We start from the raw sequence: 15,771 nt of genomic DNA, 5'->3' as shown, positions 1-15,771 counted from the left end.
TTCCGGTCTGCTGCCCTCGTTTCAAGTGCCGGACGCCATGTAGGCGGCGAGTTGTAGTTAGGTGGCGGTCGAGGTTGTTGCGGGCCCGGTCGTAGCGCATGGTGGTGCTCGGGTCTGCATGGCGTGCCGCGATCTGGAGGTCGCGCAGATCGGGCCGCCTGGAGGATGAGCCGCCAATTCTCAGTACCCTCGGCCACACGGCCTCCTTGGTTGTCTCCCAACATCAAAGATGCCGACCGGGCAGTCGGGCAACTGCTCCGGATCATCGCGGTCGGATTGAGCCCGCGGTCGGCGGCATGAGCGGATGTGTCAGTTTGCGGAGTCGGCTCTGCGGGAGGTCGTCTCCCATTCGGCCCAAGTAGTCAAGCGGCGGCGGTACGTCGCCGTGGCGACGTCGTAGGCTTGAACGCCGAACAGCACTCGCAGCGGCGGTTCCGGTGAGTCCACGATGGAAAGTAGTGCGGTCGCTGCCCGTTGGGGGTCGCCGGCCGGTTCGCCGGTGATCGCGTGCAGGTCATCTCGGGCGCGGTCGTAGGCGGGGTTTGAAGTGGCCTTGTTCATCGAGTCGCCCCACCAGTCGGTTCGGAACGCTGAAGGCTCGACGATGGTCACTTTGACCCCGAACGGAGCGACTTCCTGGGCGAGCGATTCGGTGAAGCCTTCCAGTCCCCATTTGGAGGCGTGGTAGAGCCCGAGCAGAGGCAGTGCGGCCACCCCGCCGAGGCTGGAGATCTGCACGAGGTGGCCGGTGCGCTGCGAACGCAGGATCGGGACCGCCGCCTGGGTGACCCACAGAGCACCGAAGAGGTTGGTGTCCAGTTGGGCGCGGGCCTCGGTTTCGGTGACCTCCTCGACAGCGCCGGACAGGCCATAGCCGGCGTTGTTGACCACGACGTCGAGGCGCCCGAATATTTCGTGCGCGTGCCGTACCGCGTCGAAGCAGTCCGCGCGGTCGGTCACGTCCAGCCGAATCAGCAGGACCGCATCGCCGAACCGCGCCGCCAGGTCGGACAGGCTGTCGGTTCGGCGTGCGGTTGCGGCGACCCGATCCCCGCGGCTGAGCGCCGCCTCAGCGAACGCGCGGCCCAGGCCACGGGAAGCCCCGGTGAGGAACCAGATCTTGGGCGTCGGCATCAGGCGCCGAGTTCGTCGATGAGGCCGGCCCGGTGCGGTTTCCAGCCGAGCTCGCCGCTGGCTTTGGCGTTGCTGGCGACCTGGTCGAGCATGAAGGCGTCGACCATGACGCCCCAATGCCGCCGGGCGTCGTCCGGGTCCCATGGGGCGACCGTGGCGCCGACGCGCTCGGCGACGGCCCTGGCGGCATCGGCGACAGTGACGGAATCCCCAGCGGTGCCAAGGTAGACGGACCCAGGTGGCGCGGACTCGACCGCTAGCGCGTACAGGTCGCCGAGATCGTCGGCGTGCACGGTGGCCCATCGGTTACCGCCGTCACCGAGATGGCGAACGACGCTGGTGCCGTCCTGCTGCTGCGGGGTGAGCAGGACCGGGACATAGCCGCGCGCGTCGCCGTAGACCAGAGCCGGCCGAATGCGGACCGTGCGCACTTGCGGTGCGGCCTCGGCGAGTATCCGTTCTACGTCGGGGCGCCACGACACGACCATTGGCGGGTCGAACGGTGAGTCCTCGGTGGCGGGCTCGGCCCCGGTGTTGCCGTGCAGCCACAGCCCGCTGGTGTACAGCAGAGGTTTGTCGGTGCCGGCGAAGGCCCGCAGGGTGGTCTCGACCACGCCGTGGTCGAGACCACCGGCACGTTCATCGTTGCTCGAGGCGGCGTGCACGAACGCGTCCACCCGTGGCAGCACATCGGCCAGCGCTTCGGGCTCGAACAGATCGGCCGTGATGGAGGCGACCCCGTCCGGCAGTCCCGTGTTCGCTCGGACGACGCCGATGACATCGTGCCCGCGCCGCCGCAGTGCCCGCACGACCGCACTGCCGATGGTGCCCGTGGCTCCCGTGACTAAGACCAGCATGAAGTCCCCTTGATTTCTAACGTTGTTAGAAATCGACCGTAGCCGTGCTCGGCTAGGCTTGTCTACCGTTGTTAGAAAACCGAGGGATGCTCAGTGCCAGGGTCGGATGGACGAATCAAGGGGCCCAGCGACGAGCGCGCACAGGCACGCGAGCGCCTCCGGCGCCGCTTGCTGGACGCCGCCCGGGCGCTGGCAACCGAACACGGCGGCTATGACGCCGTCACGGTGCGGGCGGTCGCGAGCCGGGTCGGCTACGCCGCTCCGGTGGTCTACCAGTACTTCTCGAACAAGCACGACCTGCTGGTCGCCGTTGTGGACACCGGCTTCGCCGAACTGGCCGAACGACTCGGCCGGGCCCAGTGTCGGAACAAGACGGACATGCTGCTGGCGACCGCCGAGGAGTATTGGGCGTTCGCGATGGCCGAGCCGTACCTGTACCGGCTGATGCACGGACTGGGCGGCGTCCCCTTCGGAGAACCGAACACGCCCAAGAGCGCGCTCGACTGCTTCCACCTGCTCGCCGCTGCCGCCGGCACCCGCGCACCGGGCAGGGATCAGGACACGGTCACCGACCTGTTCTGGGCCCAACTCCACGGCCTGGTCACCCTCACACTCGACGGTCGAATCAAAGGGGGCCCCACCCGCGCCCAGCGGCTACTCCCCGATCTTGTCGCCGCCTACACCTGACGCCCGACTCCCTCCTGCCCTGCCGGTCGAGTGATCAACAGACCGACATCCGTACATCCGCCCTGGACGTGCCCAGTGTCGAGGGCCGCTGCTGAGGCGTCGCGGTCGTCCCACGCACGTCGGCCGACGACGTGCCAGCCGAGTCGGCCGCCCGGCGGACCGGCGCAAGAGCCGAACCGAACACGCGGCGTAGGCATTCCGATGATCCACTTCGGGGCTCTGACCTGGCTCGGTAGCGCCTCCACGACATCTCGTGCTCACCAGGTGCCATCCAAAGCCAACAAAAGCAACAGGGACCTCGTCCAGATTGAGATCTTGGACGAAGTCCCTGCTCAGAGTGGCGGAGGATCGGGGATTTGAACCCCGGATGGGCGTGAACCCAAACCGCATTAGCAGTGCGGCGCCATAGACCGGACTAGGCGAATCCTCCAGCAGCCATCAGGCTCAGGACAGGCTACCGGTTCGGCGAGCCAACCGGCAAAGCGTGACCTGCGTGCTCGTCAGGATAGTCGGAATCGCCTTCGAGCGCGTGCGCTCCCGGGGCCGCGGGAGCGGTGCGCCGAACGTCAGCCCAGGCGGAAGCCGGTGAACCCGCAGGCCTCGGCCAGGTCGTTCCCGTGCTGCCGCATGCTCGAGAGGTCGGGCTGGCGCGGGCTCGTCGAGCCGGACTGCAGGCTCCGCAGGAGCGACGCGGTCTCGTCGAGGTCGCCGGCGAACGCGGTCGCGGCCGTCTCGACGTCCCCGCCCGCGCTCTGCCCCTCAGACCGCACCTTGGAGGCCGTGTCAGAGAACTTCTGCGCGGTCGCCGAAGCGCCGCTGGGGGACGACATCGACATGCCGCTGGTCGAGAAGCTGCGCAGCTCCGTCTCGATGTTCTTGCAGGCGGTCTTCTTCTTTCCGCCGGCGATGGTGTCGATCGCGCCACAGCCCGTCGAACCGAGCATCAGGCCGCCGACGGCGAGGACGCCGACCAGCTTGGTGGCGGAAATGCGCATGGGGTTTCTCCTTCAGGGGGTTGGGCTTGAACGGGATCAAGACTCCCAGGTCACACCCGTCTCAATCACACCTTTGGCGTACCTTCGCCACAAAGGGTTCCGTGACTCAAGTCACACCTGCGCCGGGCCCTCGCGTCCGACAACCGATTCGCCCACAGGTCCAGGGAGCCGGTACAGTTAGCTCCGGCAGGCACCCGTAGCTCAACGGATAGAGCATCTGACTACGGATCAGAAGGTTAGGGGTTCGAATCCCTTCGGGTGCGCCCAGCTCAAAGCCCCCTTGCGATCTCCGCGAGGGGGCTTTTGCGTGCGCCTTGGGAGCCATAGGGACAGGTCAAGCTCCGAAGCGGGCGCTGCTCATGGCCTCAGCCGCCGCGCGCTGACGTACGTCCAGCCTGCCCCGGCTGTTACGACTACTGGATGCCACGTGACCCGACTACGTCGGCAGGCACAGCTGACCTGGAGACCTCGGCCATCCTGTCCGTGAGCTGCATGGGCGTCGTTGCCTCAACGAGCATCCACCACGTAGAACCCGGCACCCATGGCCCACCACCGGAAGGTGTGTAGCCCGAACCAGACCGAGGCCCCCAGCGAACCGGCGTTGCAGCGTGATGACGGCTGCTGTTACGTCATCAGGGGCAGTTGCGGTCCACGACCTCATGGCCGAGCACTCGGCTGGTCGGGGGGCGCCGACTCGGCCATGAACGTGGTGCGGAGGGCGGCGGGCGTCCGCCGCGCCGTCCAGTTCCGTGACCCCGTGCAGGTTGTCCAGCCGCCATGAGGAGATCTCGCCCTTGCGGCGGTCCACCACGACGCAGCCGATGACGTCCTTTGTCGTCCCTCCCGTGCGAGTGACCGTCAGGCCCGGCACCGTGTTGCGAAACTGGACGTGGAGGCCGCGCTTGACCAAGGCGCGGCGCATTCCGCCCAGCGCGCGGAGTTCGGCGTTTTGGGAGATAGAAGGACCCATGGTCGCGCCGTCGCGCCTCAGGTCAGCGCCTGCCGTAGGCGTGACGCGAGCTGGACCCTCAGCTCTCGGGATGCTGGAGCCTTGTCCGGGTTAGGGATCACCAGGTTGTCGCCGTCGAAGCGCGGGATGACGTGCACGTGTAGGTGGGAGATCACCTGGTCTGGGGCGTCGTTGTTGTTGAGCACGGTGGTCCCTACGGCGCCGAAGGCCAACGGTGCCGCACGTGTGATGCGGGCGACCACGCTGAACACTGCCGCAAGCAGGGACGGCTCAACCGTGTACAGAGCGGTCACGTGCTCGACTGGGCAGACCAGAACATGTCCAGGGTTGGTGCGTCGCTGCTTTCTGGCTAGTGAGACGAAGACTTGCTCAGTTCGCAGTGGGATCAAATCGCGATCCATCTCACCCGAGCCCATTGCGCAAAAGGGGCATTCGTCAGTCATTCAGGCAGAGTTGCATGCGGGCGTCCCCGGCGGAAGTACCCTGGCTCAGGGACATTGCGACCCGGTCTGGAAGGGTGCGGGGCTCCCCCGATCCGATGTGTTGAGGGTGGCGGCGGACGGTTCCTGTCCAGGGTGGCCTTCGGGCGTTACTACGGTCGTGGCTTCGCCACCCTTGGCAGAATCCGTCCGTTGCTGGACCGGGTGCCACGCGGCGGCTACCACCAGGTCAACAGCGCACCATTGTCGTTCCTGTACCACCACTCGGCGTTGGTTGTGGCGGCCCATTCGTTCATGATCGACTCGATGCGCGAGAAGCCCGTAGCCGCAGGAACGGTCACAACGACGAACTGTAGATCGGCAGGAGCTTCTGCCAGCCCACTCGGCGGAGTCATCGCCTCGCGCAGCCGATCAACATCCGTGGGGACGAATTCTTAACCGGAGCCGCTTGAACTGCCAGGTGCCGCCACGGTGTAGCAATTGAGCGCGCATCACCTCGTTGAAAATCACGATGTCGCCTGCGGCGCACCCGAGCACGAGGGCTGGTGTAACGAGGATCTTGTATCGCCCGTCCGGCAGTCGCTCTGCAGCCACCAATTCATAGACCGGTTCCCCATTGGACTTGGCGCAAGCCCAGAGCTTGACGTGCTCACGAGCGTCCCGGTCAGCGGTCATCCCAATGTTCCCACGGCGCTGGCCCGTGCCCGTTGCATGCCCGAGCAGGGCGGCCACCACATGCGCGGGCGCCCGCCGGGAGCCACCTTTTCAGGACGAGCTGAGCTTGTCGGGGATCTGGCGCTTGTGGTGAGCCTTAAGGACGTCGAGCGTCCCGGCATCGGGCTCGGAAGTCGTCCGAGACGCTTGCGGAAGTGCGGCCCTTGCGGAGCCGATGGCGCGGATTGGGGAGGTAGGTCATGACCTGCCACAGGCGGAAACCTCCGCCATCCCAGCGGACCTGGGCGAAGCCGAAGCCCCGGCGGGCGCCTGCGGATACGACGATCTCGGTGAGGGATCGCGCGGTGCGCCGGTGTCCCTGGGCGCGGCCCTGGCGTCGGCGTGCGCGGCCGTCACTGCGGTGCTGCTTCGGCTCGTCTGGGGTGCGCTCGGACGGATGCCCGCCCATTCCCTGCTGGGCGCCTCCACCCGAACCGGTCACGTCGCCGCCGCGTGGGCCGTCCTGGTCCCCGGCGCCTCGCCGAGGGTCACCATTGGCGGGGGCGCCTGCTGCGTTCCCGTTCCTGGCCCGCGTGGCGGACGGCTCCGGCAGGGGTGGTTTGGGCCGACTGGCGCAGGCTGGCACGCCGCCCGCGCCGGATCGGCGTCCTGCTGGTCTCCACCGTGCTGCCCGCCCTCGCCGCGGCGGCGGGCATGGGACGGTACCGGTCGCGGCGATGGCCGCCGGGGGCTGCGGATGGCGCGGCGGCGTCCGGTCGATCACTCGATGCCGGTGATCCCCCACCGATTCGTTGCCGACCGGCCCGTTCCTGTGGGTCCTTGCCGGACGTCGCTCTGTTCGGCTGCGCGCCCGCACTACTGGCGCTGGACGCCCCGCTGTCCGCAGCCGCCGTGTTCCTCATCGCGCAGGCCCTCGCCAAAACCTTCGCCCTGATCGCCCTTCCTCGCCACCGCCCGCCGCTGACGCGCCCCAAGCATCCGGGCGTGCGTACGTCTGGCGAGCAGGCGTCTCGACCACCGATTCGGTGACGCTGCACCACGGGCATTGCAGTCGATGTCCGGGAGGGGCACTCGTAGTCACCTGGACGCCGGTGGACGAGGACAGCGGCCCTCCGTCGACATCGTCCTGAACCCCTCGGTGCTCCCCGGATGCCGCCGGCGCCCGTTCCTGAGCGAGCCCGCAGGCCGCCGAGACGTGCGGGATCCGGCCGGGCGCGCCCGGCCATGGCAATGGTCCCAACGGTCCGCCCTCCGCCCGGGAACCGACCCACCCCGACCCAGCGGGCTGGGCACGCTATGCCGGGTGACCGCGTCCACACGGAACTCAACGCACCCGGACGGATCCACCGGCCCCGACTCACCGTGGTGGACGGACCGATCTGCCGCGCCGTCGTATGCCGCAGTCCGTGCGGCGTCACACTCCGCCGCCGTCCTGGCTCTACCCGCCCCAGAAACCCGCGCAGCGCGGCAAGCCTGGTGCGGCCCCCGGTGTCGTGGGCCTGGGCCGCTGTGCCCGGGGGCCAACAGCTCTCCGGCGGCGGGACGAGCCCGGACGTCGCCCCGGCGAGCACGACACGCCGGTCCGGGACCTCTCACCGGCAGGTGAGGCGGCAGCGGTGTGAGTAAGTTCGCTAGGACTCGATGAAGCCGAGGAGGTCGGTGGTGAAGTCGTCCTTGTAGGTGCCGGTGAGGCCGTGCGGGGCGCCGGGATAGACCTTCAGGGTGGCGTCCTTGACGATCTGCGCGGTCTTCAGGCCCGCGGCGGCGATGGGGACGATCTGGTCGTCCTCGCCGTGGGCGACGAAGGTGGGGACGTCGATGCGCTGGAGGTCGGCGGTGAAGTCGGTCTCGGAGAACTGCTTGACGCAGTCGTAGGCGCCCTTGAGACCCACCTGCATGCTCATCAGCCAGAACGCGTCCACGACTCCCTGCGAGCGGGACGCGCCGGGACGGTTGAAGCCGTAGAAGCTCTCCGCCAGGTCCTTGTAGAACTGGGATCGGTCGGCGGCCACCCCTGCCCGGATCTGGTCGAACACCTCGATCGGCGTGCCCTCCGGGTTGGAGTCGCTCTTCAGCATGACCGGCGGGACGGCGCCCAGCAGGACGGCCTTGGCGACCCGTCCGGTGCCGTGCCGGCCGATGTAGCGGGTGACCTCGCCGCCGCCGGTGGAGTGGCCGACGAGGACGGCGTCCCGTACGTCGAGCTCGTCCAGGAGCCGGGCGAGGTCGTCGGCGTAGGTGTCCATGTCGTTGCCGTTCCACGGCTGGTCGGAGCGGCCGTGGCCCCGCCGGTCGTGGGCGATCGCTCGGAAGCCGTTCTCGGCGACCAGCCTCAGCTGGTCGTCCCAGGCGTCGGCGTTGAGCGGCCAGCCGTGGCTGAAGACGACGGGACGTCCGGTGCCCCAGTCCTTGTAGAAGATCCTCGTCCCGTCGTCAGTGGTGATGAAGCCCATCTCTTCCCTCCTTTGGGTCAGCGGGGGCGGGAGCCGGTGGTGGGCATGATCTCCCTGAGCAGGGGCTTGCCGACGCTGAGGTACGTGCGGCCGGTCATGCCGTTGATGACGCCGGCGGCGGACGCGTACCAGGCGCAGAGGGCGGTCAGGATCCCGATGTAGCCGCCGATCTTGATCGTGGCGTCGCTGCCGGCGAAGTACCCGATGAACAGGATGATCAGCGTGGCCTCCAGGGTGACGAACACGGCGAGGACGGCCTGGTTGACCTGGGTCGCCCAGATCGTCATGTAGGTGTTGAAGATCGCGAACGCGAGCAGGATCCAGGCGAGGTCGTTGGTCTCCTGCGCGGCGTTGGTCTGCCCGGCGAGGAGCACGACGTACAGGCCGAGGCCGATCCAGAAGGCGCCGTAGGACGAGAAGGCCGTGGCCCAGAACACGCTGCGGTCGCGGAACCCCCACATGCCGGCCAGCAGCTGGACGAGGCCGCCGTAGGCGAAGGCGTAGCCGAGCCAGGCGTCGGTGCCGTCGGTCCAGCCGGCGTTCTTGGCGGACAGGAGGAACAGGGTCAGGGCGAGGGCCGCCAGCCCCAGCGGGGCGGGGTCGGCCACTGCGGGCTGTGTCCGGGGGGTGGACTCTTGCTCGACGCGGGTCATGGTCCCTCCTTTGCTGGAGTCCCGTCGCCTTGTCTCGCTCGGTCCGGGAAGCCGGGATGGACGAAGGAATGCGGACGACGGCGTCCGGACGTCCCACGGGTATTCCCGAACCGCCGTCCCTAACCGGCGCGCGGGGGATCGAACGCGGCGGCTTGGCAAGGGAATGGGGATATGCGGAAGCCCATTGCCCGATGCTTTGTCCGGCACTGACCGCGTCGGTGGAGGTATCGACGCCGCCGAGCAGGAGACGTTGCCGTTACTTCACCACGGCCGGGTTGAAGGTGGGCGGGTCGCCCAGGTTTTCGCGGTGGGACGAGGGGGTGCCGCCGTCGACGTCCACCACCCCGAGCTCCGCGCCGATCTCGGCGCCGATGAGGACCTGCCCGGTCCGCTCCATCAGCCGGGGGTCGCGCGCGAGGGCGTCGATGACCCGGCCGCTGAATTCGGGGGACTCGGCGCCCGCGGCGAACGCCTTGTACTGGTCGGGGACGCCTTCGAAGAGGGCCCTGTTCCGTTCCGTCTTCAGCAGCCCCATCCAGAGGGAGATGGCGGCGACGCCGTAGGGCTGGAAATCGACGGCCATGTCGTGGGCCATCTTGTCGACGGCGGCCTTCCCCGCGCCATAGGCGGGGCCGTGCATATAGCAGCGGCCTCCGAAGGACGACGTGTTGACGACGAGGCCCCCGTCGCCGCGGATCAGGAGAGGGGCGGCGTAGTAGCTCGCCACGTAGGCCGAGCGCATGCCCACGTCGAACATGTCCTGGAGCGCCAGCGGCTTCTCCCAGAACGGGCCCCTCCGGGCGAGGCCGTCCGGGATCGTGAACGCGTTGTTGACGAGGATGTCGATCCGGCCGTGGTCGCGTCCGACCTGCGCGAACAGCGCCTCCACCTGCGCGTCGTCGGAGTGGTCGCAGATCACCGGGACGCCCGTGCCGCCGCGGCGGCCGATCTCCTCGGCGGTGGCGAACACCGTGCCGGGGAGGCCGGCGTCGCCCTCGGCGCGGGTCCGCCCGGTGACGTAGACGGTCGCGCCGGTCTCGCCGAGCGCCAGCGCGATTCCCTTTCCGGCGCCGCGGCTGGCGCCGGTGACAACGACGACGCGGCTCACCGGCCGCCTCCCGTGAGGAATTCGAGCATGGCCGCCGTCGTCTCGGCGTGCTTCTCCATCTGCATCATGTGGCCGGCCTCTTTGATCATCCGGACACCGCGGACGTCGGCATGGTGGTCCTCCAGCCGGCTCAGCGGATCGGGGCCGTGCCAGCCCTCAAGGTCGGTGTCCTGTTCGCTGCCGATGAAGTAGAACGGGACGGGGTTCTTCCGGTCCCCGTACGACTTGCGGTATTCCCAGGACAGATCCATGGCCCGGTACCAGTTGAGCCCACCGGTGAAGCCACTGCGGCTGTAGGCGTCGACGTAGAACTCCAGTTCCGTTTCGGTCAGCCACGTCCATGGGAGCGGCGGTGTTTCCGGCAGCGCGTCGATATAGGACGTCCCCGGCGGCTGCCGCCAGACGTCGAGATAGTGGTAGTCGCTGGAGAGCGCGTAGAACAGCTTCCGCAGGAACTCGCGGGGTGCGGCGGCCAACTCCCGGTCGGCGACTCCGGGAGCGTTGAAGTAATGGATGTGGTTGAAATGCCTTGTGGCCTGCCGCGCCGCCAGCGTCAGCGGTGACTCCTTGCTCGGAGTGAAGAACGGGTTCTCCAGGCCGATGATCGCGGCGACGCGCTCCGGGTGGTGGTGGGCGAGGTCGTAGGCGGCGAACAGCCCGAAGTCCAGGCCGCTGAACACCGCCTTCGTCTCGCCGAGGTGGTCGAGGAGCCCGGTGAGGTCGCCGACGATCCGGTCCACGTCGTACTCGCGGTGGTCCTCCGGGCCGCCGGTGCCTCCCATTCCGCGCATGTCGGGCACCACGACGCGGTACCCGGCGCCGGCGATCGGCCCGATCTGGTGGCGCCAGCTGAACCACAGGTGCGGGAACCCGTGGAGGAGGACGACGAGCGGCCCTTCCCCCTGCTCCACGTAGTGGACGTCCAGGCCGTTGATGCGCGCGTACCGGTGACTCCAGCCCGCCATGCGGATCCTTCGGTTCGGGGTGAGGTTCGGGGTGCCGACCCCTCGGACTGTGCAGGACGCCGCGGGTCCCGGCACCGTCCCGTCCCGCTCAGCGGGAGCCGAGGGTGACGCGGACGATCGTTCCCTTGGATCGCGCGGACAGCAGTTCGGCGTGTCCCCCGTGGGCGGCGGCGATGGCGGCGACGATGGGCAGCCCGAGCCCGGTCCCGCCGAGCCCGGAGCCGCCCTTCTCGGCGCGGTGGAAGCGCTCGAAGGCGCGGGCGGTGTCCTCGGGGGTCATGCCCGGTCCCTCGTCCGAGACCTCGATCAGGTTCGGCGCGAGGCGGATGGTCGCGGACGTTCCAGGGGGTGTGTGGGCACGCACGTTGGCCAGCAGGTTCGCGAAGACCTGGCGGATGCGGGCCTCGTCGACGGTCGCGACGAGAGTGTCGGGGGCGTCCAGCACGATGGGACGGTCGGGGTCCGCGGCGGTCGCGTCGGCCATGGCGTCCCGGGCAAGGGCGACCAGGTCCGTCGGGACCGGGTTCAGCGACGCGCCGCGGTCGAGCCGGGCGAGTTCGAGGAGGTCGGTGACCAGGCTGCTCATGCGGCTCGCCTCCTCCTCGATGCGGCGCATCGCGTCGGGCAGCTCGTCGGGCCCGAGGGCGCCGTGCCGGTACAGCTCCGCGTAACCCTGGATGGCGGTCAGCGGGGTGCGCAGCTCGTGGGACGCGTCGGCGGCGAACTCGCGGACGCGCGCCTCGGACCGGCTGCGCGCCCAGAACGCCTGCTCGATCCGCTCCAGCATGACGTTGATGGCGGCGGCGAGCCGGGCGGTCTCGGTGCGCTGCCCCGGGTCCGGCATGCGGGCGCGCAGGTCGCCGCCGGCGGTGATCGCGTTCGCGGTGGCGGCCATCCGGCTCAGCGGCAGCAGGCCGCGGCGGATCAGCCACCGGCCGAGCACGACCAGGGCCGCGAGCAGGAGGGCGGCCGTGGCGATCTCGGACAGGACGAGGTTGCGCACGGCCGCGTGGATGTCGTCGAGGGGGGACGCCACGACGACGAAGCCGCCCCGCCACGGGCGCGCCACCGCCCGCAGCCCGGGCAGGGAGAACGGCTCTCCCCTCTCGGCGCGGGCGGCGAGGCCGCCCGTCCCGAGCCGCTGCACCTCCGCGACGGCCCTTTCGGGGGACGGCTCGTCGCCGCTGAGCACGCGGACGGACCCCTGCGTCCCCACGGCCAGCACCACGAACTGGGCCGGGGCCACCCCCTGCTGGTGAAAGCCGGGCCGAAGCAGCCGTGCCACGGCGTACTCGCGGGAGGCCAGGAGCTCCCCGTCCACGCGGTGCATCAGGTACCCGTTCAGCACCAGCGCGCTGACCAGGCCCATGATGGCCAGCCCGGCCGTGGTGACCGCGAGCAGGCCGGTGAGCAGCCGGGCGTTGAGCGTCATGGCCGCAGCGCGTAGCCCACCCCGCGCTGGGTGTGGATGAGCGGGGTGCCGAGCGGGTCCAGCTTGCGGCGCAGGTAGCTGACGTAGGTCTCGACGACCTGCGGGTTGCCGTGGTCCCACCCCCACACGCCCTCCAGGAGCTGGGACCGCGAGAGCACCATGCCCGCGTTCCGCATCAGGAAGGCCAGCAGCCGGAACTCGGTCGGCGACAGGTCAACGGCGACGCCGCCGCGGCGCACCGTCCAGTGCGCCTCGTCCAGTTCGAGGTCGCCGACGCGCAGGACGGCGTCCTCGGGGGACGCCGCGGGCTGGGCCGCCCGGCGCAGCACCGCCCGCACCCGGGCGATGAGCGCCTCGATCGAGAACGGCTTGGTGACGTAGTCGTCGCCGCCGAGCGTGAGGCCCGTGACGGTGTCGGACGGGGTGTCCCGCGCGGTCAGGAAGATCACCGGCACCTGGTCGCCGTCCGCGCGGAGGCGCCGGCACACCTCGAAGCCGTCCAGGTCGGGCAGCATCACGTCCAGCAGGACGAGGTCGGGCCGATCCCTGCGGGCCGCCGCGAACGCCTCCTCGCCCGTGCCCGCCGTGACGGTGGCGAAGCCGTGGAAACGCAGCGCGACCTCGATGAGGTCGCGGATGTTGGCCTCGTCGTCCACGACGAGCACGCGCCGGCTCTCGCTCATCGGCTCCCGCAGGTCATCTCGTCCCGTCCCTTCTGCCCGAAGGTACCGCCCGGGGGCAGGGCCTAGCGGGGTTTGGGGACGCGGATGAAGCGGGCGGTCCGGGTGTCGCCGGAGCGCTCGCCCGCGACGAGGACCTGGTCGCCGTTCTTCAGGTCCGTCATGGCGGACTTGTCGCCGTCCTTCCGGACGCGGGTCTCGTCGTCGGCCTTCCACGTCCACGAGACGCCGTCCTCGCTGCGGACGGTCACCGCGGTGGCGGACACGGACGTGATGTCACCGCGCTGCCAGGTCGCCAGATGGAAGCCGCCGTCGCGCTTCACGGTGGCCTCGCCGTGGACGCCGCGCATGCCCCCGGCCCGCCAGAACGGGTGTCCTCCCATACCCGGGTGCCCCCAGCCGGGGCGTCCCTCGCCCCGGTGGCCCCATTCCGTGGTCGCCTTCGGCGAGGGAGAGGGGTCGTCGGCGGCGGCCGGGACGGCGAGGTAGAGGCCGAGCCCGAGGAGCCCGGCGGCACCGGCCGTGGCGGCGATCGTCTTCCGGTTGGTTCTCATGCGGACCATGGAAGCGGCGGCGTCTGGCAGAAGTCCCCGCCCGTTCCTGGGAGAACCCTGAGAGTTCACCGAACGCCGTCCAGCATGGCGCCGACGAGGCGCAGGGCCTGCTCCCGGGCCGGCGCCTGGTCCTGCGCGCTCGCCACGGCGAGGGCCAGTTCGGTCAGCGCGCCGTAGAACGCGGCGGCGGTCAGGCCGAGGGGATGCGGGCCGGAGTCGCCGAGGAGCGCGGCCAGGACGCCGGTGAGGATCGTCCCGAGGTACCGCTGGTCGAGCTCGCGCCATCGCTCCCAGCCGAGCGCGATGGGGCCCTGGAGCAGGACGATCTCCCGGTAGGCGGGGTCGGAGCAGATCTCCAGGAAGGCGCGGGTGCCGGCGGTCGCCCGCGCACGCGGGGCGTCCTCGCGGGCCATGGCGGCGGTGACGCGGTCCGCCGCCTCGGCCTCCAGATCCTCGAAGACGGCCTCGAACAGCCCCTGCTTGCCGGCGAAGTGGTGGTAGAGGGCCCCGCGGGTCAGGCCGGCGGCACGGACCAGCTCCTCCGCCGACACGCCGCTGAAGCCCCGTTCGGCGAAGAATCGGCGCCCGGTGTCGAGGAGCGCCGTGCGGGTGCTCTCGGCGTACTGCTCCCGCCGGCTCTTGACCCGCTCCTCCATGCGCCATGTATAACACATACATGGCGTATGTCAGATGCGCCGCGTATGGGAGGGATCATGGCGGACATCGCGATCGTCGGAGCCGGGGTCGCCGGGCTGGTCGCCGCCCGTGACCTCCGGCGGGCCGGCCACGACGTGGTCGTCCTGGAGGCCCGCGACCGGGTCGGCGGGCGGATCCTGAACGCCGAGCTGCCCGGCGGCGAACCCATCGAGATCGGCGGCCAGTGGGTCGGCCCAGGCCAGGACCGAGTGCTCGCGCTGATCGACGAGCTCGGCCTGTCGACGTACCCGACCTACGACGACGGGCGGCACATCGCCGAGCTCGGGCGCGTCCGGCGCGAGTACGCGGGCCGCATCCCGCGCCTGTCGCCCGCGGCGCTCGCCGACATCGCGCAGGGCCAGCTGCGCATCGCCCGCATGGTGCGCGGCATCCCGCCGGACGCGCCGTGGACCGCCCGGCACGCCGCCAGGCTGGACGACGAGACGTTCGAGACGTGGCTCCGCCGCAACCTGCACACGAGCAACGGCCGCGGATTCATGCGGCTGATCACCCAGGCGGTCTTCTCCGCCGAGGCGGCGGACATGTCGGCGCTGTGGGCGGGCTTCTACATGGCGTCCGCCGGCGGCCTGGACCCGCTGATCGAGACGGCCGGGGGCGCGCAGCAGGACCGCGTCTCCGGCGGCTCGCAGCGGATCGCCCTGGCCCTCGCCGAAGAGCTGGGCGACCGGGTCGTGCTGGACTCGCCGGTCACCGGCATCGAGTGGACGGACGACGCCGTCACGCTCCGCACGCCCTCGCGGGAGGTCCGGGCGCGCCGCGCGATCATCGCCGTCCCGCCGCCGCTCGCCGCCCGGATCCGCTACACCCCGGGCCTGCCCGGCGACCGCGACCAGCTCGTCCAGCGCATGCCGATGGGCCGCGTCATCAAGATCAACGTCGTCTACGACGAGCCGTTCTGGCGCGCGGACGGCCTCAGCGGCCAGGTCACCAGCGACCGGCGCCCGTTCGGCATCACCTTCGACAACACGCCCGAGAGCGGGTCGCCGGGCGTGATCGTCGGCTTCCTGGAGGGACGGCACGCCGACATCGCCGCCCGCCTGACCGCCAGCGAACGCCGCGCCCAGGTCATCGCCGACCTGACCGGCTACTTCGGCCCGCGGGCGAAGGAGCCGGCCGCCTACATCGAGCAGGACTGGGCCGAGGAGGAGTACTCGCGCGGCTGCTACGGCGCCTTCGCCACACCCGGAACCCTGACCCGCTTCGGCCCCGCACTCCGCCGTCCCGTGGGCCCACTCCACTGGGCGGGCACCGAAACCGCGACCCGCTGGGCCGGCTACATAGACGGCGCCGCCGAATCAGGCCACCGCGCCGCCAACGAGATCACTCTGTGAACCGTCTCCCAGCGTCGGCGGGTGTGTTGCTGCGGGCCGCCGTTCCGGGCGCTCGCCCGGGGGGTGTGCGTGCGGGGTCACTGGGCGGCGCGCTGGCGAGGCGGGCCACCGCGCCGCCGA

Annotated in this window: 16 protein-coding genes and 2 tRNA genes; 3 read left to right on the top strand and 15 right to left on the bottom strand. The window is 70.2% G+C overall.

The annotated features are described in order from the left end of the window. Nucleotides 1-309 precede the first annotated feature (309 nt). Together K8Z49_RS28585 and K8Z49_RS28580 are read right to left on the bottom strand one after the other, a co-directional pair. Nucleotides 310-1,134, bottom strand: a complete 825-nt coding sequence (locus K8Z49_RS28585) for an oxidoreductase (protein WP_412515684.1) — start codon at nt 1,132-1,134, stop codon at nt 310-312. Further along, nucleotides 1,134-1,991, bottom strand: a complete 858-nt coding sequence (locus K8Z49_RS28580) for an NAD-dependent epimerase/dehydratase family protein (RefSeq protein ID WP_412515683.1) — start codon at nt 1,989-1,991, stop codon at nt 1,134-1,136. The genes K8Z49_RS28585 and K8Z49_RS28580 overlap by 1 nt, the downstream gene beginning before the upstream one ends. 93 nt (nt 1,992-2,084) lie before the next feature. Here K8Z49_RS28580 and K8Z49_RS28575 point away from each other — a divergent pair, with 93 nt between their 5' ends. Next, nucleotides 2,085-2,678: a TetR/AcrR family transcriptional regulator gene (locus K8Z49_RS28575; protein WP_024934766.1), complete on the top strand. Its 594-nt coding sequence runs from the start codon at nt 2,085-2,087 to the stop codon at nt 2,676-2,678. A 338-nt stretch (nt 2,679-3,016) separates the two neighbouring features. Here the strand turns inward: K8Z49_RS28575 and K8Z49_RS28570 are convergent. Together K8Z49_RS28570 and K8Z49_RS28565 are read right to left on the bottom strand one after the other, a co-directional pair. Then, nucleotides 3,017-3,108 (bottom strand) — tRNA-Ser (locus tag K8Z49_RS28570). Between the two features lie 136 nt (nt 3,109-3,244). Beyond that, complete coding sequence (locus tag K8Z49_RS28565) at nt 3,245-3,673, bottom strand: hypothetical protein (RefSeq protein ID WP_021593853.1); 429 nt, start codon at nt 3,671-3,673, stop codon at nt 3,245-3,247. 190 nt (nt 3,674-3,863) lie between these two features. On the opposite strand from K8Z49_RS28565, the gene K8Z49_RS28560 reads away from it, so the two are divergent. Further along, nucleotides 3,864-3,936: transfer RNA gene (locus K8Z49_RS28560), tRNA-Arg, on the top strand. Between the two features lie 724 nt (nt 3,937-4,660). On the opposite strand, the gene K8Z49_RS28555 is transcribed toward K8Z49_RS28560, so the two are convergent. The 11 genes from K8Z49_RS28555 to K8Z49_RS28505 form a co-directional block, all read right to left on the bottom strand. Continuing rightward, nucleotides 4,661-5,086, bottom strand: a complete 426-nt coding sequence (locus K8Z49_RS28555; RefSeq protein WP_412515682.1) for an HIT family protein — start codon at nt 5,084-5,086, stop codon at nt 4,661-4,663. Nucleotides 5,087-5,301: 215 nt separating this feature from the next. Next, nucleotides 5,302-5,424, bottom strand: coding sequence for a hypothetical protein (locus K8Z49_RS28550; RefSeq protein ID WP_412515681.1), 123 nt, complete (start codon nt 5,422-5,424; stop codon nt 5,302-5,304). 70 nt (nt 5,425-5,494) lie between these two features. After that, nucleotides 5,495-5,758, bottom strand: a complete 264-nt coding sequence (locus K8Z49_RS28545; protein WP_412515680.1) for a hypothetical protein — start codon at nt 5,756-5,758, stop codon at nt 5,495-5,497. A gap of 1,631 nt (nt 5,759-7,389) precedes the next feature. Next, entirely contained in the window at nt 7,390-8,211 is an 822-nt protein-coding gene (locus K8Z49_RS28540; protein ID WP_412515679.1) for an alpha/beta fold hydrolase, read from the bottom strand. 17 nt (nt 8,212-8,228) lie between these two features. Next, on the bottom strand, nt 8,229-8,864 hold the full coding sequence (locus tag K8Z49_RS28535) for an acetate uptake transporter (RefSeq protein ID WP_412515678.1): 636 nt from the start codon (nt 8,862-8,864) through the stop codon (nt 8,229-8,231). 256 nt (nt 8,865-9,120) lie between these two features. Beyond that, nucleotides 9,121-9,972, bottom strand: a complete 852-nt coding sequence (locus tag K8Z49_RS28530) for an SDR family NAD(P)-dependent oxidoreductase (RefSeq protein WP_177287795.1) — start codon at nt 9,970-9,972, stop codon at nt 9,121-9,123. After that, nucleotides 9,969-10,937, bottom strand: coding sequence for an alpha/beta hydrolase (locus K8Z49_RS28525; RefSeq protein ID WP_075022798.1), 969 nt, complete (start codon nt 10,935-10,937; stop codon nt 9,969-9,971). The genes K8Z49_RS28530 and K8Z49_RS28525 overlap by 4 nt, the downstream gene beginning before the upstream one ends. Nucleotides 10,938-11,025: 88 nt before the next feature. Continuing rightward, the gene (locus K8Z49_RS28520; RefSeq protein WP_412515677.1) at nt 11,026-12,369 is read right to left on the bottom strand and encodes an ATP-binding protein; all 1,344 of its coding nucleotides are present in this window, start codon (nt 12,367-12,369) and stop codon (nt 11,026-11,028) included. Then, entirely contained in the window at nt 12,366-13,052 is a 687-nt protein-coding gene (locus K8Z49_RS28515; protein ID WP_021593845.1) for a response regulator transcription factor, read from the bottom strand. Before K8Z49_RS28515 ends, K8Z49_RS28520 begins: the two co-directional genes overlap by 4 nt. 62 nt (nt 13,053-13,114) lie before the next feature. Then, a complete protein-coding gene (locus tag K8Z49_RS28510; RefSeq protein WP_143118626.1) occupies nt 13,115-13,603 on the bottom strand; it encodes a DUF5666 domain-containing protein in 489 nt (162 codons plus the stop codon). Between the two features lie 65 nt (nt 13,604-13,668). Then, entirely contained in the window at nt 13,669-14,259 is a 591-nt protein-coding gene (locus K8Z49_RS28505; RefSeq protein ID WP_075022796.1) for a TetR/AcrR family transcriptional regulator, read from the bottom strand. Nucleotides 14,260-14,316: 57 nt separating this feature from the next. Here K8Z49_RS28505 and K8Z49_RS28500 point away from each other — a divergent pair, with 57 nt between their 5' ends. Beyond that, a complete protein-coding gene (locus K8Z49_RS28500) occupies nt 14,317-15,651 on the top strand; it encodes a flavin monoamine oxidase family protein (RefSeq protein WP_021593842.1) in 1,335 nt (444 codons plus the stop codon). The last annotated feature ends 120 nt before the right edge of the window (nt 15,652-15,771 follow it).

Origin of the sequence: Actinomadura madurae, assembly GCF_047130825.1 — a bacterium.
Classification (GTDB): domain Bacteria; phylum Actinomycetota; class Actinomycetes; order Streptosporangiales; family Streptosporangiaceae; genus Spirillospora; species Spirillospora madurae.
Note: the sequence above shows the minus strand (reverse complement) of the source record. Positions and strands in the feature narration are given on the sequence as shown.

Excerpts from the sequence above, each read along its gene's own strand:
- K8Z49_RS28500 (WP_021593842.1), top strand. The coding sequence starts at position 14,317 with ATGGCGGACATCGCGATCGTCGGAGCCGGGGTCGCCGGGCTGGTCGCC.
- K8Z49_RS28535 (WP_412515678.1), bottom strand. The coding sequence starts at position 8,864 with ATGACCCGCGTCGAGCAAGAGTCCACCCCCCGGACACAGCCCGCAGTG.
- K8Z49_RS28540 (WP_412515679.1), bottom strand. The coding sequence starts at position 8,211 with ATGGGCTTCATCACCACTGACGACGGGACGAGGATCTTCTACAAGGAC.
- K8Z49_RS28585 (WP_412515684.1), bottom strand. The coding sequence starts at position 1,134 with ATGCCGACGCCCAAGATCTGGTTCCTCACCGGGGCTTCCCGTGGCCTG.
- K8Z49_RS28555 (WP_412515682.1), bottom strand. The coding sequence starts at position 5,086 with ATGACTGACGAATGCCCCTTTTGCGCAATGGGCTCGGGTGAGATGGAT.
- K8Z49_RS28525 (WP_075022798.1), bottom strand. The coding sequence starts at position 10,937 with ATGGCGGGCTGGAGTCACCGGTACGCGCGCATCAACGGCCTGGACGTC.
- K8Z49_RS28515 (WP_021593845.1), bottom strand. The coding sequence starts at position 13,052 with ATGAGCGAGAGCCGGCGCGTGCTCGTCGTGGACGACGAGGCCAACATC.
- K8Z49_RS28545 (WP_412515680.1), bottom strand. The coding sequence starts at position 5,758 with ATGACCGCTGACCGGGACGCTCGTGAGCACGTCAAGCTCTGGGCTTGC.
- K8Z49_RS28510 (WP_143118626.1), bottom strand. The coding sequence starts at position 13,603 with ATGAGAACCAACCGGAAGACGATCGCCGCCACGGCCGGTGCCGCCGGG.
- K8Z49_RS28580 (WP_412515683.1), bottom strand. The coding sequence starts at position 1,991 with ATGCTGGTCTTAGTCACGGGAGCCACGGGCACCATCGGCAGTGCGGTC.
- K8Z49_RS28520 (WP_412515677.1), bottom strand. The coding sequence starts at position 12,369 with ATGACGCTCAACGCCCGGCTGCTCACCGGCCTGCTCGCGGTCACCACG.
- K8Z49_RS28565 (WP_021593853.1), bottom strand. The coding sequence starts at position 3,673 with ATGCGCATTTCCGCCACCAAGCTGGTCGGCGTCCTCGCCGTCGGCGGC.
- K8Z49_RS28505 (WP_075022796.1), bottom strand. The coding sequence starts at position 14,259 with ATGGAGGAGCGGGTCAAGAGCCGGCGGGAGCAGTACGCCGAGAGCACC.